Origin of the sequence: Sphingomonas sp. Leaf23 (assembly GCF_001421585.1) — a bacterium.
Taxonomy (GTDB): domain Bacteria; phylum Pseudomonadota; class Alphaproteobacteria; order Sphingomonadales; family Sphingomonadaceae; genus Sphingomonas.
The window spans coordinates 204,193-218,579 of record NZ_LMKR01000003.1; the positions used below are offsets into that span (position 1 = coordinate 204,193).

General features: G+C 66.3%; 9 protein-coding genes. All 9 read right to left on the reverse strand.

Annotated features, from left to right (window positions below):
• Positions 1 to 182: 182 nt before the first annotated feature.
• Entirely contained in the window at positions 183 to 1,232 is a 1,050-nt protein-coding gene (locus ASE67_RS09310) for a c-type cytochrome (RefSeq protein ID WP_055759865.1), read from the reverse strand.
• Entirely contained in the window at positions 1,229 to 1,822 is a 594-nt protein-coding gene (locus ASE67_RS09315; protein WP_055759868.1) for a cytochrome c oxidase assembly protein, read from the reverse strand. The genes ASE67_RS09310 and ASE67_RS09315 overlap by 4 nt, the downstream gene beginning before the upstream one ends.
• Positions 1,819 to 2,199, reverse strand: coding sequence for a hypothetical protein (locus ASE67_RS09320; protein ID WP_055759872.1), 381 nt, complete (start codon positions 2,197 to 2,199; stop codon positions 1,819 to 1,821). Before ASE67_RS09320 ends, ASE67_RS09315 begins: the two co-directional genes overlap by 4 nt.
• Positions 2,196 to 4,721 (reverse strand): cbb3-type cytochrome c oxidase subunit I, encoded by a 2,526-nt coding sequence (locus ASE67_RS09325; RefSeq protein ID WP_055759875.1) that lies wholly within the window; start codon positions 4,719 to 4,721, stop codon positions 2,196 to 2,198. Before ASE67_RS09325 ends, ASE67_RS09320 begins: the two co-directional genes overlap by 4 nt.
• Positions 4,718 to 5,692: a cytochrome c oxidase subunit II gene (gene coxB / locus ASE67_RS09330; RefSeq protein ID WP_055759878.1), complete on the reverse strand. Its 975-nt coding sequence runs from the start codon at positions 5,690 to 5,692 to the stop codon at positions 4,718 to 4,720. The genes ASE67_RS09325 and coxB overlap by 4 nt, the downstream gene beginning before the upstream one ends.
• Positions 5,693 to 5,744: 52 nt before the next feature.
• Positions 5,745 to 8,783 carry a galactose-binding domain-containing protein gene (locus tag ASE67_RS09335; RefSeq protein WP_235511858.1) on the reverse strand — a complete coding sequence of 1,013 codons (3,039 nt, stop codon included), beginning with the start codon at positions 8,781 to 8,783 and terminating at the stop codon, positions 5,745 to 5,747.
• Entirely contained in the window at positions 8,780 to 10,183 is a 1,404-nt protein-coding gene (locus ASE67_RS09340; RefSeq protein WP_055759884.1) for a glucoamylase family protein, read from the reverse strand. Before ASE67_RS09340 ends, ASE67_RS09335 begins: the two co-directional genes overlap by 4 nt.
• Before the next feature lie 75 nt (positions 10,184 to 10,258).
• The gene (locus tag ASE67_RS09345; RefSeq protein WP_235511859.1) at positions 10,259 to 13,318 is read right to left on the reverse strand and encodes a TonB-dependent receptor; all 3,060 of its coding nucleotides are present in this window, start codon (positions 13,316 to 13,318) and stop codon (positions 10,259 to 10,261) included.
• Positions 13,315 to 14,343, reverse strand: a complete 1,029-nt coding sequence (locus tag ASE67_RS09350; protein ID WP_055759890.1) for a LacI family DNA-binding transcriptional regulator — start codon at positions 14,341 to 14,343, stop codon at positions 13,315 to 13,317. Before ASE67_RS09350 ends, ASE67_RS09345 begins: the two co-directional genes overlap by 4 nt.
• Positions 14,344 to 14,387 lie beyond the last annotated feature (44 nt).

A 14,387-nucleotide genomic window follows, 5' to 3' on the forward strand; every position in this document is an offset into this window, starting at 1 on the left:
CGGTCGGACTGAACCATTGTCAACGCGTTGCCCGCCGTTCCGAGACCGATAGCCGACCTCGTCACCCCGGGCTTGACCCGGGGTCCCGCTTGTTCTGCTACCGTCGGAAAGGAGCGGGACCCCGGGTCAAGCCCGGGGTGACGTTGTAGACGTGAACACCGGTCCGCCCCGACAATCGCCGCTCACTCCCCGGCCAGATAGCGGGCAACCGGTTCGATCATGTCCTCCGGAATGCGCCGCGCGATGACCGGCATTGTCGCCTGATCCTTGCGCGCGTCGACCACTTCCTTTTCGCCGCGCCAATGGCGCAGCCGCCCGGCGATATAGACCGATCGCTGGCCATCGATCACCGGGAAGCGCTTGACCCCGGCGGCGTCGTGGCAGCTGCGGCAGGCGGGGAGCTGCTTGTCGGGCAACCCACGCTCGACGATCTGTCGTGCCGCTGCATCGCCATTGCCGCCACGGCCCGGCGCGATGCCCGGCATCGCAGCGAAGCGCTGCGCCAGCGCCACGCGCTCTTCGGGCGTCAGCTGTGCGGCGGCATTGCCCATGACCGCACTCTGGCGGTGGCCGGCGGCATAGGCTTCGAGCGCGGCGGCGAGATAGGCGGGGTTCTGCCCGGCCAGGATCGGAATGTCGCGCTGACCACGACCCAGGCCGTCAGTGCCATGGCAACCGGCACAGCTGTCGAACCGACCGTTCGCCGATCCGAACCCCTGTGCATTGCTGCCCGCCAGCACGCGATATTCGGCCGGGGTCATCGTCGGCAGGCGCCGGACAAAGGCAACCATGCGCTTCACCTCGTCCGGGCGGTCCTTCGCGGCCCAGGCAGGCATGCCGCTGAACTTCACGCCGTGTTCCAGGATCCAGAACAGCTGGCGGTCGGTCCATTCCTTTGCGTTTTTCGACAGGTCGGGGGCAGGGGGCGTCGCTGCCTGCATCAGCGGCAGCGGCCGGACGCCCGGCGCGCCGTGACACGATGCGCAGGACGACGCGTAATAGCCCGCCGCGCTGACCAGCCCGCTATCGTCCTTGGCGTCCTTCGGCGTTGAGAAGGCGGCATGGGTCTGCACCGAATTGCGCATGACCCAGTGCAGGAACCAGTCGCTGATCGCCCAGTGGCCCGACGATGCCGCGACGTTGAACAGCCCCGACCAGGCAAAGGCCATGCCGAACGCAAAGATGCCGAGCAGCGTCACGATCACGCGCTTCCAGGTGAGGCGGATGGTCATGGCGTCGGCTCCGGGTGGCGTAACAGGGTGGCGAGCAGGGCAAGGCCGCCGAGGAAATAGCTGGCCGCGCCGATCATCAGCATGACGACCCCGCCCAGTTGCTGGTCGGCCAGCGCGTCGTGCATCCCATGCGCCATCGCCGGATAGAGCGGACGCGGCGCAAGGCCGATCAGCGCGCCGAGCAGGGTCATGTGCATCGAGGTCAGCAGCAGCGCGCCGACCCCCGCCGCGCGCCGATCCGGTCCGGTGCCGAGCACGGCGGCCCACAGCAGCCACCCGGCCAAAAGGAACATCGCCTGTTCGACGATCATCGCCGCCAGATGCGTGTCGGCCAGCATCCTGAGCGCGGGCAGATGCCAGCCCCACACCGTTGCCAGCTCGACCAGCGACATGGCAAGCGGCGTGACCGCCTGCGGCCAGCGGCGCGCGGGATCGAAGCGGGTGTCCGCCAGCCCGAACGCCAGCAGCGGCGCAGCGATGGCGACGGCGATCATGTGCCCGGCCATATGCCCAACCATCCCCGCCTGCGCCGCCGCCAGCCACCCGGCGGGCAGCAGCACCAGCCCCACGATCAGGCTCGTCCGCCTCATCGGCAATCCGTTAGGAACAGCACCGGCGCGGCGGTGAAGATCACGCCGACGAAACTGAGCGCCGCCAGCAGCACGGTGGAGAAGGCGAGGAAGCGGATGCGGTCGCTGTCGGTGCCTTCCTCATGCGGCGGCACGTCACCGGGGACGCGCGACTGGAGGTGGGCGACGATTCCCGCTGCGAGGATCAGCGCGAGCGCGATGACCGTCCCGACCGTGTAGAGGATCGGAAAGCGCGGAAACCCGCCGACCTTCGCACAGTGGATTGCGGCCCACAGATAGGAGAACAGGAAATGCACCGCCCATACCGTCGGGGGCACGATCAGCGACCAGAGCGTGACCTTCAGCTTGGCCACCATGCCGTGCAGCCCGCGCTTCATGCGACCCCCGGAAACAGGCCGATCGTCGCATAGGTGACGATGGCGGTGAGCGCCACGAAGTGCTGATAGACCGTGATGTTGCGCAGGTCGGCGTCATATTTCGGCGTCATCCGCCCGGCAATGCTGCGTGCCAGCGTATAGGCCTGCATGATCGCACCGACGCCGGCATGGGCGGTGGTCCAGATCACCAGCACCCACACGATCGCGGGATAGCTGTGCAGTTCGGGGTCGAGCCCGGTGGTCAGCGGCCCCTGCAACCCGGCCCAGATGCCGGCAAGGCTGGCGAGGATACCGAGCGCCAGCAACCCGCGCGCCGCGCCCACGCCGCCGCGCTTGTTGCTCTCGCGCGCGGCTATGGTTGCGATCCAGCTGACCGTCGCGACGCCCAGCGCCACCATCGGCCAGAAGGTGCCGGGGCCATCCATGCCGGGGCCGGAGGGCGGGAATTCGGGATGCACCGTCCAGAAGAAATAATAGCCGAAGACGAGGCCCGAAAAGGCGGTGGCGTCGGCCATCATCGTGATGAACATCGCCCACCATCCGGGCGCTGCCGATCCGGAGACATAGAGCGGCAGTTCGATGCCGTGCCCGATCGGCTTGGACGGCTTTTCCGGAATTTCGGCGGTGCCGGTCCACAACCAGTACAGGACGAAACCCAGCGTCGCGATCGCGCCGGCCAAAGACCACCAATAGAGGTGATAGGTGGTGAGGATGAACACGCTGCCCAGCGCGATCGCGGTCAGCATCGGCACCCAGCTGGGCGTACCCAGGCGCACGACATAGAGCGGGCGCGCGTCTAGGACGGTCGTCACGATCGTCTCGCGCCGACCTTCCTCCGCATCGGGCAGGAAGAAGCGGCCTTCGTCGACCTTCTTCACGAAATCCTTCTGGTCCCAGATTGGGTAGCGGCTCTCGATCAGCGGGACCGAACGGATGCCCCAATCCTCGTCATCGGGATGCGCCAGCCATTCGAGCGTGCCGGCATGCCAAGGATTGCGCGCCGCCTTGGGCCGCCAGGGCGACCGGGCGAGGTCGATGCAGACGACCAGTGTGCCCAGCGCAAACAGATAGGCACCCATGGTCGAGGCAAGGTTGAGGTAATCGATGCCCAGTTCGCTGGGGTAGGTGAACACCCGGCGCGGCATGCCGTACAACCCGCTGAAATGCATCGGGAAGAAGGTCAGATTCGCGCCGACGAACAACATCCAGAACGCGGTGCGGCCCATCTTGTCGGACAGTTTCTTGCCGGTAATCAGCGGCCAGTAATAATACAGGCCGCCGAACAGCGGCAGCAGCGTGCCGCCGATCAGCACGTAATGCAGGTGGGCGACGACGAAATAGGTGTCGTGCGCCTGCCAGTCGAACGGCGCGATCGCGACCATGACGCCGGTCAGCCCGCCGATGACGAACACCGCGAGCGAGCCGCTGGCAAAGAGCAGCGGCGTCGACCATTTGACCTTGCCCGCCCACAATGTCGCGATGAACGCGAAAATCTGGATGCCGGTCGGGATCGCCACCGCTTCGGAGGCCGCTGAGAAGAAGGCGAGGCTGATCTTGGGCAACCCCGTAGCGAACATGTGGTGGACCCACAGCCCAAACGACAGAAACGCGGTGCCGACCGCCGCCAGCACGATCCACGGATAGCCGAGTAGGTGGCGCTGGGCAAAGGTCGGGATCATCATCGCGAACAGCGCGATGGACGGCAGGAAGACGATATAGACTTCCGGGTGGCCGAAGATCCAGAACAGGTGCTGCCACAAGAGCGGATCGCCACCGCGCGCCGCATCGAAGAACGGCCAGTTCAGCAACCGCTCCATTTCGAACAGCACGTCGCCCGCGATCAGCGGCGGGAAGGCGAACAGGATCATCACCGCGACGACCAGGATATACCACGCATAGAGCGGCATCAGGTTGAGCCGCATCCCCGGCGGCCGGCACTTCAGCACGCCGACGATCAGCTCGACCGCCGCCGCCACCGACGACACCTCGATGAAGCTCAAGCCCAGCATCCAGATGTCGGCACCCAGCCCCGACAGGTCGGTACGGGTGGTGAGCGGCGGGTACATGAACCAGCCGCCATCGGGCGCGGCATTGAAGAAGATCGACCCGCCGACGAACACCCCGCCCAGCAGGAACGACCAGTATCCGAACGCCGACAGCCGCGGAAACGGCAGGTCGCGCGCGCCCAGCAGCTGCGGCAACAGGATGATCGACACCGCTTCGAACATCGGCACGGCGAACAGGAACATCATCATCGAGCCGTGCAGCGTGAACAGCTGGTTGAAGCTGTTCGCCGAGACGAGATCGTTTTCCGGCACCGCCAGCTGGGTGCGCATGATGAGCGCCAGTACGCCCGCGAACAGCATGAAGCCGAACGCGGTCAGCGTGTACCACGCCCCGACGCGGTTGTTGTTGCAGTCGGTCCAGCGCAGGAAAATGCCCTGCGGCGCTTTCCACACGGCACGAAGGCGTTCCTCCTGCGCGGCGCGGAGCGCGGGATCGTCTTGCGCGTGCAGGCTCATTTCAGGCTTTCCAGATAGGCGGCGATCGCCTGCGCGTCGTCACGCGACAATTGCGGATAGGCGGGCATCCGCGCGCCGGGTTTGACCGCGGGCGCATCGACGATGAAGCGGACCAGCGCGTCGCGGGTCATCGGCGTCGTGCCCGCGCCCAGCGACGTGCGGCTGCCGATATGGGTCAGGTCCGGCCCGATCTGCCCGGCAGCGGGCGTGCCGGCGATGGCGTGGCAACCGGTGCAGCCATTGGCGGCAAAGGCGCGCGCACCGGCGGCGGTGTCTGCGGCCGGGGCGGCGGGGCGGCGCTCGTTGGCCAGCCACGCGTCGAACGCGGCCGGCTCCATCGCCACCACGTCGAACGCCATCAGCGCGTGGCTGAGGCCGCAGAATTCGGTGCAGACGCCGCGGAACTTGCCGGCTTTCGTCGCGCGGACGACCAGCGTATTGGTGCGGCCGGGGATCATGTCCATCTTGCCGGCCAGCCCCGGAATCCAGAAGCTGTGGATGACGTCGCCGGCGGTCAGGTCGAACTGCACGACCCGGCCGACGGGCACGCGGATTTCGTTGGCGGTGACGACCGGCGCAGCACCCGGCGGCTGATAGCGGACGCGCCACCAGAATTGTTCGCCCTGCACCGCGATGCGCAGGTCGTTCTTCGCCACCGGCAGCGGCCGCATGGCGGGCAGGCTGTAGAGCAGCAGTCCCAGCAGCACGACGACCGGCAGCACGCCGCCCAGCCATCCGACGAGCCGCATGCCGCCCCGCAGGGTCAGCTTGCCCTCCGGCGCGCGCACGGCGGTAATCATCAACGCCGCGACCCCGGCGGCGATGACGATCGCGCCGATCAGCATGATGACGGTCAGATGGCGGACGGTCGCGGCTTCGTCGCCGAACACGTCGAGCGCCGATTGATGCCGGTTACATGCCCCCAACAACAGCAGCGCGGCTGCACCCCAACTGGCTTTCAAGCCGCGCATATTCCCCCTTCGCCCCGCGCCGAAGTATACGGCACCGTAACGAAACGAGATTTCAGCGTCGGCGTTCCATCCGCACCGCAATTGGTCCGCTGCGCGCCGGGATGTGCAGGCCGTCCTTGGCGATGCTGACGGCCTTGCCATCGATCGTCGCGCGTCCAGCCTCGCCCGCCAACGGCCATGGCAGCACGAAGCCGCCGGGTGGCATCGCCCCGCCGTCGATGGTCGCGACGACGGCATCTCCGTCCGCCCGGATGGCCAGATCGACCGTGCCGTACGGCGTGCGCAGCCCGCGCACGTCCGATCCCGTGCCCGCCAGCCAATCGTCGTCCAGCCCGCCCGCCAGCACGATCGCTTGGCTTTCCGGTTCGACATAGGCGAACAGGTCGAGCGCGGCTCGAATATAGTCCGACGCGACCCATGCGTGCGGTACGTCGCCCAGGAAGCGGATTTCGCGCGGGTCGCGCCCGACGACCTCGGCCCAGCCATTCCACCCGCCCGGCCGCCGGTCACTCATGTAGAAATCAAGCATCCGGTTCGCGCGGTCGCGCCAGCCCAGCCGGACCATCGCCGACACGTTGCGCAGTTCGTATGGGGTGTAGTCGGCCCAGTCGCTGCTGACCGGTCGCGCCATCACCCGCCGCCATTGCTTGTCGAAGGTATTGGCCAGCAGCGTCGGGTCGAGCCGCGCCTGTTCCCCCGCCGGGTCGAGCCCCATGGTGGTCGAGGTCGCGTCGAAATCGCCCATGCTGGTCGCACCGGGGATATAGTCGATCTTCCAGAATTTGACCGCAGCGCCGATGGCGGCGTGCAGATCGCGCTGGAACCGGTCGCGCTGCACCTCGATCTCCGCCGCCTCCGGCTTGCCTAGCACGCGCGCGGCGAAGGCGGCGTCCTTGTATCCGGTCAGCGCCCAGAAATCGTCCCACAGGCTATACTGTGCCTTGGCCGAATAGCCCTCATGGCTGATCGATGGCGGCATCAGGCCATAGAGCATCCGCCGTTCCGGGGTCTGGTTGGCCGCTGTCCGTTCGGATTGAGCGAGGCTTTCCATATAACGCCGCGCCGCGTCCAGTTTCGGCCAGTCGCGCGCCAGTGCTGCCTTGTCCCCGGTATAGCGATACAGGTCGGTGACGAGGTGGATATACTGGCCGTGGCTGTCGTTTTCCGGCACCGGATCGGGCCCGCGCGCATCGACGCAGCACGGCACCTTTCCGTTCGCAAACAGGTTCGGCCCGTACCAGTCGGCAAAGGCACGGCCGGGCGCGACGACGCCCATCCGCAGCATCGTCTCGGTCATCATCGCGCCATCACGAATCCAGCTGCGGTCGTAGGAGCGGGTCCCGGGCTTCAGCGCGGGGCCGTCGCGGCTCATCAACACCTGCGCCAGCGCCGACTTGACCGTATCGGCCAGCGGCTGCTTCATCGCCGGTACGTTCATCGTCACCGCGCCCAGTGTCCGTTGCCAGCTGGCACGCGTCGCGGCATGGGCGGCGTCGAGTGTCGCCTGCGTTACGGGCGCATCGCCGCCCAGCGCCATCGCCGTCGTCCAGCTTGCGCCCGGTGCCAGCGTGACGTCATACGCCAACCCGCCCGAGGCGAGCTGCGTCGGGTCCTCGACTCGTACTGCCGTACCCGGCGTGGCAGGATCGGTCAGCGCACCCCGATCGAATGGCGTCGCCCATGCCCGTGCCGGAGCGGTGAGTGGGAACAGACGCCGGGTGATCGCCGCATCGCCGGTGATCGCATCGGGCGTCGTCACCGCCATCGCGCCACCGTCCCACGCCAGCGTCGAAATCGGGCTGACCCCGCCGCGTTGGCTGAGGAACTGCGCGGGCGGGTTCACCTGAAACGGCCGTACCGCCAGCACGAGGCGGAGCGTGCGGGGCGTGTCGCCGGTGTTCTTCAGTGTCCAGCGCGCCATCAACCGCTTGCTGTCGCCATCGGCGAACAGGCTGGTGTCGAGCGTCCACCCGCTCGCGTTCCACGTCGCGTGCGGGATCGGCAGATAGCCGTCTTCAAGGGCATGGCCGGTGGCGACATCGCTCCACGCGATCGTCCGGCCGTTGTCGACCACGAACGGTTCGACCGAGAAGCCGCCCTTGGCGATCTCGACCGCGCCATCCTCGCCGATCAACCCGCTGACCGCGCCGCCGTCGCTGGCGACCAATGTCCAATAGCTTTGTTCGGTGAAGCCGCGTGGGAAATGGCCGCGCGGGGCGTTACGCGCCAGGCCGGCGATAAACGCATTGGGTGTTTCCGCCCAGGCGCGGTCCTTTACCTCGACCTCGGCCAACCCCGTCGCACCGCTGATCCGCAGATAGCGGGTTTCGGTATCGGGCAGGGCGATCGGATCGCTGCCGCCATCGCCTTGGCGAACGCTGCGCAGCGTGCGCCAGCGGCGGCGGTTGTCGCTCGCTTCGATGGCGTAAGCGGGCGCGGCGCCCGCCCAGTGCAGCACCACCCCGCCCAGTTCGCGCTGGCCGCCGAAATCGATCGTCACCGGCCCCTTGGCCACGGTCGTCCGGTCGCCATCGATCGCTTTGCGGTCGCTCGCCACCGGGGCGGGCAGCGGGCGGGGCGGGGGCAGGGCTTCGAAGGTCCAGTCGTCGATCTCGATCGTACCCACACCACCGTCACGCCCGCGCACGACGACGATCTCCACCGCCTGCGTCAATTTCAGCGTCTTGTCGGGCGTCGGCCCCCACGCGAACTGCACGTCGCGCGGACGGATGCGCAGTTCCTGCCAATCCGAAGAGGGGCGAAAATTGGGCTTGGTCACCCACCAGACATTGCTGCCGTCGGCGTCGGTGAACTTGATCTGCAGGTCGTTGACCCCGCCCGAGCCGCGGATTTTCAACCGCATTTCCCAGTTTGGCGGAAAGGTGATCGGCAGCGTCCGGCGGACGAAGGCATAGCCCGACACCTTCGCGAAATCATAGCGTAGTTGCAGCGCCTTGTCGGTTGCGCCGGGCACGGCGGTCGCGGTGGCGCTCACCCCGTCCGACGATGCCGCGCGCCATGCCGCCACATCGTCGAACCGGTCGAGCGGCTTTGCCTGCGCCGCCGCCGCCAGCAGGACGAACGGGATCACGCCAGCCAGCCCCCCTTGAACCCAGCACGTTCCAGCCCGCGCCGGATATGCGGATTGCGGCGCATCACCTCCCAGATCATGCCCGACCGGCGGTTCTCGATCATCAGCACGATCGGCCCCTGATCGATCCCCAGATAATCGCCATCGACCCAGCCCACGCCCGGCACCAGCTTGCCATGCTTCAGCGGTTCGTCGGTACGGGTCAGCGTCGGGTTGAAGCTGTCGAGAAAACCATATTTGTCATAGATGCCCGCGCCATAGCGGGCATGCACCTTCGTCACCATCGGCTCGACGATTTCCGGCGCGAAGGCGATCGATCCGAGCGCGGCGGTCGGCGCCAGCGTTCCATCGTCACGCTCGCCGGGGCCGCGCGCGGAATAGCTGTAGAATTCGCGCGGCTTGCCATCGATCGTGACGGTGAAATCGCCCGGCCCGTCGCAGGCGGTCAGCCCCCAACAGTCATTGCCATAGGCGACCTTGCCGCCCGGATTTTCATTGGCATAGGCGCGCTGGGCATAGGTCGCACGCCGGCTGTTCTCGAAATAATCGATGCCCTTCGAAGCGATATACGGGTCGCGGATGCCGCGGAAATCGATCCAGACATGGCTGTACTGGTGGCCGAACATCGGCGCGAATTGCAGATGCGGCTCCCCCCAGCGATTGCCCCAGCTCTTATCGAACTGCTGCGTCAGCGCGCCCCAGGTCGCGGGCGGCAGCGGATGCGTCGGGCTGGCCAGCGCCAGCACGTACAGGATCATACCCTCGTTATAGATATTCCAGTCGGAGCGGATGAAGCCGCTCTCCGGGTGCCAGCCCATCGACACGAACGGCGGGCGCGGCATGATCCAGTCCCATTCGACCGCGCGGTACAGCTGTTCGGCCAGCGCGCGGATGCGGACCTCGTTCGGATCGGTGCGGTCGAACCAGCTCTGCGCGAACAGGACCCCGCCCAGCAGCAGCGCGGTGTCGATCGTCGACAGCTCGCAGCGGGCAAAGCGCTGCCCCTTGGTCACGCCGAGGAAGTGGTAGAAGAAGCCCTTGTAGCCGCTGAAGCCCGTCGCGCCGTCTCCCTGCGGCGCGTCGGCGAGGAATTGCAGCGTGGTCAGCGTGCGTTCGGCGTGTTGCTGGCGGGTAATCCAACCATGTTTTTCGCCGACGCCATAGGCGGTCAGCGCAAAGCCGATCGCGGCGATCGAGGCGAAGCTGGGCGTCGGCCACCGATCGGGCGCCAGGCCGGTGGCGGCATCGGTCGTGTCCCAGAAGAAGCGGAACGCGCGTTCCTGAATATCGGAAAAAAGGTCGGGATTGCGGGCAGGCGTGGGTGCGATCCCGATCCGTGGCGTGCAGGCCCCGACAAGCGCGGCGGTGCTGGCGGCAAGGAAGAAACGGCGATCGATCACAAGCAGGCCCCTTTACTGAACACAAAAAAAGCCGGGACAGGCGGGGGAGCCTGTCCCGGCAGGGGAGGGAAGGGGTTAGAAGTTGAAGCCCGCCGACAGCTTGATCGTGCGCGGCTGGTTGCCGCCGATGCTGAACGACGACCGTTCGCCATAGACCGACTGCGTGCCGTCGGTGCGGCTGTTGTCGAGTGGCGAGTTGTTGAAGTCGATATAGTTGCGATCGTTCATCAGGTTGATGATGTCGACGCGGAAGCGAATCCGCGCGGTATCGTTGACGAAGCGGATCGGAATGTACTTCGTGGCAGCGACGTCGAGCTGACGACGACCCCACTGGTCACCCAGGCTGTCGCGGAACCGGCCGACGAAGTTGCGCTGATACGGGTTCGAACTGTCGAACGAGTTCACCATGAACATCGGCGATTCGATCGAGAACTTGCTCGACAGCGTCAGCCCGATCGGCGTGTCGACGCTACCCGCCATGACGAAGCGGTGGCGCGGCACGCCGACCGACCGCAGCGTCGGGTAATCGTCGATCGACGGGAAATCGAGGCTGAAGGTTTCGCCGAACTGACGGTTTTCCGACGCTTCGGTGAAGGTATAGGTCGCGTCGAGGCTCCATGGCGACGTCGGCGAATACGGCTTGGTCAGCTTGACATAGGCCGAGTCCGCATCGGTCTTGAGACCGTTGTCGCCGATGATGATCGAACCAAATCCCGGCGGCGTGAAGCCGAAGGGCGACTGCGGCGTCGGGTTCTGGGCCGTGGGGGCCGGGGCGAAGAACGACCCGTCGGGACGACGGTTACCCAGCAGATACACGAAGCCATCGCGGCTCGAGATATGCTGATACCCGACTTCGAGTTCGATTGGGTTGAACCGCGACCGGAAGCCCAGCGAGAACTGGTCCGAATACGGCATCTTCAGATCGTTCTTGATGAAGCGCAGTTCGCGCCCGCCGCCGGTGCTGCTCTGTGCCAGCTGCGCACGGCCTTCGGCGGTCAGGTAGATCGGGTTCCACGCGATACAGGTCGCCGACGGGGTGCAGGGGTTCAGCTGGTCCGCACCCTGGAACAGGAAGGTCCGCTGCTGGAACGCACCGACCGACAATTCCTGCTGCAGGAAGTCGAACTGGTTGCGGTCGTACGATCTGCCGAAGCCGCCGAAGACAGTGAAGCGGCCATCCTCGTCGATGCGATAGGTGAAGCCGACGCGCGGCTGGATGGCGCCCATGAACGCCTTCCGGTTGTTGCCGGTCGAGATGTAGTCGTTGATGTTGTAGTCGGCGTTCTGCAGGTTCGGATATTGCGCGGCCGAGATCGCGGTCAGGTTCGACTGCGGCGTCACGAAGTCGAGGAACGCGGGAGTGCGTTCATAATCCCACCGCACGCCGAGGTTCAGCGTCAGGCGGTCGGTAACGTCCCAGTCGTCCTGCAGATAGATGCCGAACTGGAAGTTCTTCGATTCGATCGTCGAGCTGCCGAAGCCGCTGGGGGCACCGAAGACGAGGCGGTAGGGGACGCTGGTCTGGAAGCCGGTCGGGCTGTTGAGGTTCACATCATAGGTATAGGAACCATTGATGTTGTTCTGTTCGAGCGTGGTGAGGTTGACCCACTTCGCCTTTACGCCGGTCTTGAAGGTGTGCCCTTCGAGGCCGGTGAAGGTGAAGTCGTTCTGGACGGTCCAGCCCTTCTGGCCCTTTTCCTGGAAATTGGTGCCGCCGCCGATACGCAGCAGGTCGATGCGGCGCGAGCCGGTGCCGGTGATTTCGGTGCGCTGGAAGAACTGGTTGATATCCTGTTCGACCGGGCGCGGCGACCACAACACGTCCTCGTACGACACGCGGAAATCGTTGATCCAGTTGTCGGCCGTGTGCTGCCAGCGGGCGAGGCCACGCACGTCCTTGACCGAATTGTTGGTCCGGGTGGAGAACGCATTGATGCCGCTGCCAAGGTCATCGCCGCTTTCCTTGCGGTACTTGCCCGACAGTTCGATCAGGTCTTCCCCGGTCGGGGAAATATCGATCTTGCCGAAGATCAGGTCCTCGTTGAACGTGTTGGTAAAGTTGCCGAAGCGCGAGCGCAGTTCGGCCGGGATCACGTTGATGTCGACGCCGTTGCCCGGCAGCACGTCGACCGGGCGTTCCTGCCGCTTGCCTTCATAGCTGACGAAGAAGTGCGCGATGTCCTTGACGATCGGGCCACCCAGCGCGACGCCGTACTGCATGTCCTTCGTGTCGACCTTTGCGACGCGGGTCGGGAACAGTTCGGTCGGGCGGCGATCGCGCAGGTCCTGATTGGTGTAGTCGACGAACCCTTCACCATGGAACTCGTTGGTACCCGACTTGGTACCGGCCACGATCGCGACCGAGCTGACCTGGTCGAATTCCGCCTTATAGTTCGACGACAGCACCTGATATTCGCCGATGGCGAGCTGCGGGAACGGGTTGCCCGGCGACGAATCCTGACCCGTCACACCGTTCTTGAGGACATAATCCTTCTGGCTGACGCCATCGATGAACACGTTGACCGAGTTCGAGCGCTGCGCGCCGCCCTGCAGGCGGGCCTGGCCGTTGGCGCCTTCCTCGACGAAGCGTACGCCCGGCGCCAGGTCGGCGAAGGCGAGGAAGTTGCGATTATTCTGCGGCAGCTGCTCGATCAGGCGCTGGGTGATGTTGATGCCGACCTGGCCGCCCGACAAGGTGCGGATACGGCTGCCGGTGACGATGATTTCCTCGTCGTTCGACGCGACGCTGCCCGGATCGGTCTCGGTGGTTTCCCCGGCCGGCGCTGCGGCGGCGGTCGTCAGGTCAAGGTCGAGGCCCGCATTCTGGCCGACACGCAGCGTGAATTCATCCGAGTTGCGCGTGCCGTTGGCCAGCTGGATTTCCAGCCGATAGGTGCCGGCGCGCAGCGAGGCGAAGTTGTAGGTCCCGTCTGCCCCGATGGTGGCGGTGCGCCGGATACCGGTGGCGACCTCGACCGCGGTGACCTGCGTCGCCTTGTTATCCGCCGGCGACGTGATCGTGCCGCGCAGCGATGCCTGTCCGACCTGGGCATAGGCGGCGACCGGCGCGAGCACCGCCCCGGTCGCCAGCGTCGTGGCCGCGGCGAGTGCCGCGCGGAACATCGTATTCCTCATGCGTGTATTCCCCTTGTTTCCCGGTTTTCCGGGTCTTCCCTTGGTGAAGTGGTTTCGCGCACGACCAGCAGGGGTGCGCGCAGTTCGACGCTGCAATCGTCGCCGCCGTCGATCTGTTCGATCAGGCGGGCGACCGCGCGCTCGCCCAATTCGGCGATGTCGATGCGCAGCGTGGTGAGCGAAGGCGAGATGAGCCGGGCGAGCGGGATGTCGTCGAACCCGGCGACGGCGATCCGGTCGGGTACGGCGACACCGGCGCGGCGCAATGCCATCAGGGCGCCGATCGCCATCATGTCGTTGGCGGCGAATACCGCATCGACGTCCGCCCCCTCCCGAACCCAACGTTCCGCTACCGAAACGCCCGAATCCTCCAGAAAGGTTCCGCGTTCGACGACCGGTTCGAGGCCTGCGTCGGCCATCGCTTCGCGGTATCCGGCAAGTCGTTCTTCGGCATCGATATTTCCCGCAGGCCCGGCGAGATGGAAAATGCGCCGCCGTCCGGTCGCGACCAGATGGTCGACCATGGCCCGCGCGCCGGCGGCATTGGCGATGCGCAATTCGGGACGCGGCTGATGATGCGGCGCACAGCTGAGCAGGACCGCGGGCACCCCCGGCGGCAAGTGGCCGAACAGCTGGTCGGGGTCGATATGCGGTGCCATCACCACCAGCCCGTCGACCCGGCCGCGCATGGTGTGCAGCGCCTCCACGCCGCGCGCCGGGTCGGCATGCATGTTCGACAGCAGCAGTTGCAGCCCGCGCTCCGATGCTTCGCGGTCCATACCGCGCAGCAGTTCGGAAAAGAATTCGCCGTGCAGGTCGGGCAGCACGACGCCGATCGCGTTCGACCGGGCAAGGCTGAGCGAGCGTGCGCCCGCATGGGGGACATAGCCCAGTGCCCGCGCGGCGGCCTCCACCTTTTCGCGGAGCGCGGGGCGCACATTGTCGTGGCGATTGAGCACGCGCGACACCGATGCGACGGACACTTCCGCCGCACGCGCCACGTCGCGGATGGTGGCATTCGCCATGCGCTTGTTCGTCCACTCCCTGCGTCACCGCGCCCATCGCGGCG

What these genes read in the sequence shown, in the direction of transcription:
- ASE67_RS09345 (WP_235511859.1), bottom strand. Translation starts at nt 13,318, where the DNA reads ATGAGGAATACGATGTTCCGCGCGGCACTCGCCGCGGCCACGACGCTG.
- ASE67_RS09315 (WP_055759868.1), bottom strand. Translation starts at nt 1,822, where the DNA reads ATGAGGCGGACGAGCCTGATCGTGGGGCTGGTGCTGCTGCCCGCCGGG.
- ASE67_RS09320 (WP_055759872.1), bottom strand. Translation starts at nt 2,199, where the DNA reads ATGAAGCGCGGGCTGCACGGCATGGTGGCCAAGCTGAAGGTCACGCTC.
- coxB (WP_055759878.1), bottom strand. Translation starts at nt 5,692, where the DNA reads ATGCGCGGCTTGAAAGCCAGTTGGGGTGCAGCCGCGCTGCTGTTGTTG.
- ASE67_RS09325 (WP_055759875.1), bottom strand. Translation starts at nt 4,721, where the DNA reads ATGAGCCTGCACGCGCAAGACGATCCCGCGCTCCGCGCCGCGCAGGAG.
- ASE67_RS09350 (WP_055759890.1), bottom strand. Translation starts at nt 14,343, where the DNA reads ATGGCGAATGCCACCATCCGCGACGTGGCGCGTGCGGCGGAAGTGTCC.
- ASE67_RS09310 (WP_055759865.1), bottom strand. Translation starts at nt 1,232, where the DNA reads ATGACCATCCGCCTCACCTGGAAGCGCGTGATCGTGACGCTGCTCGGC.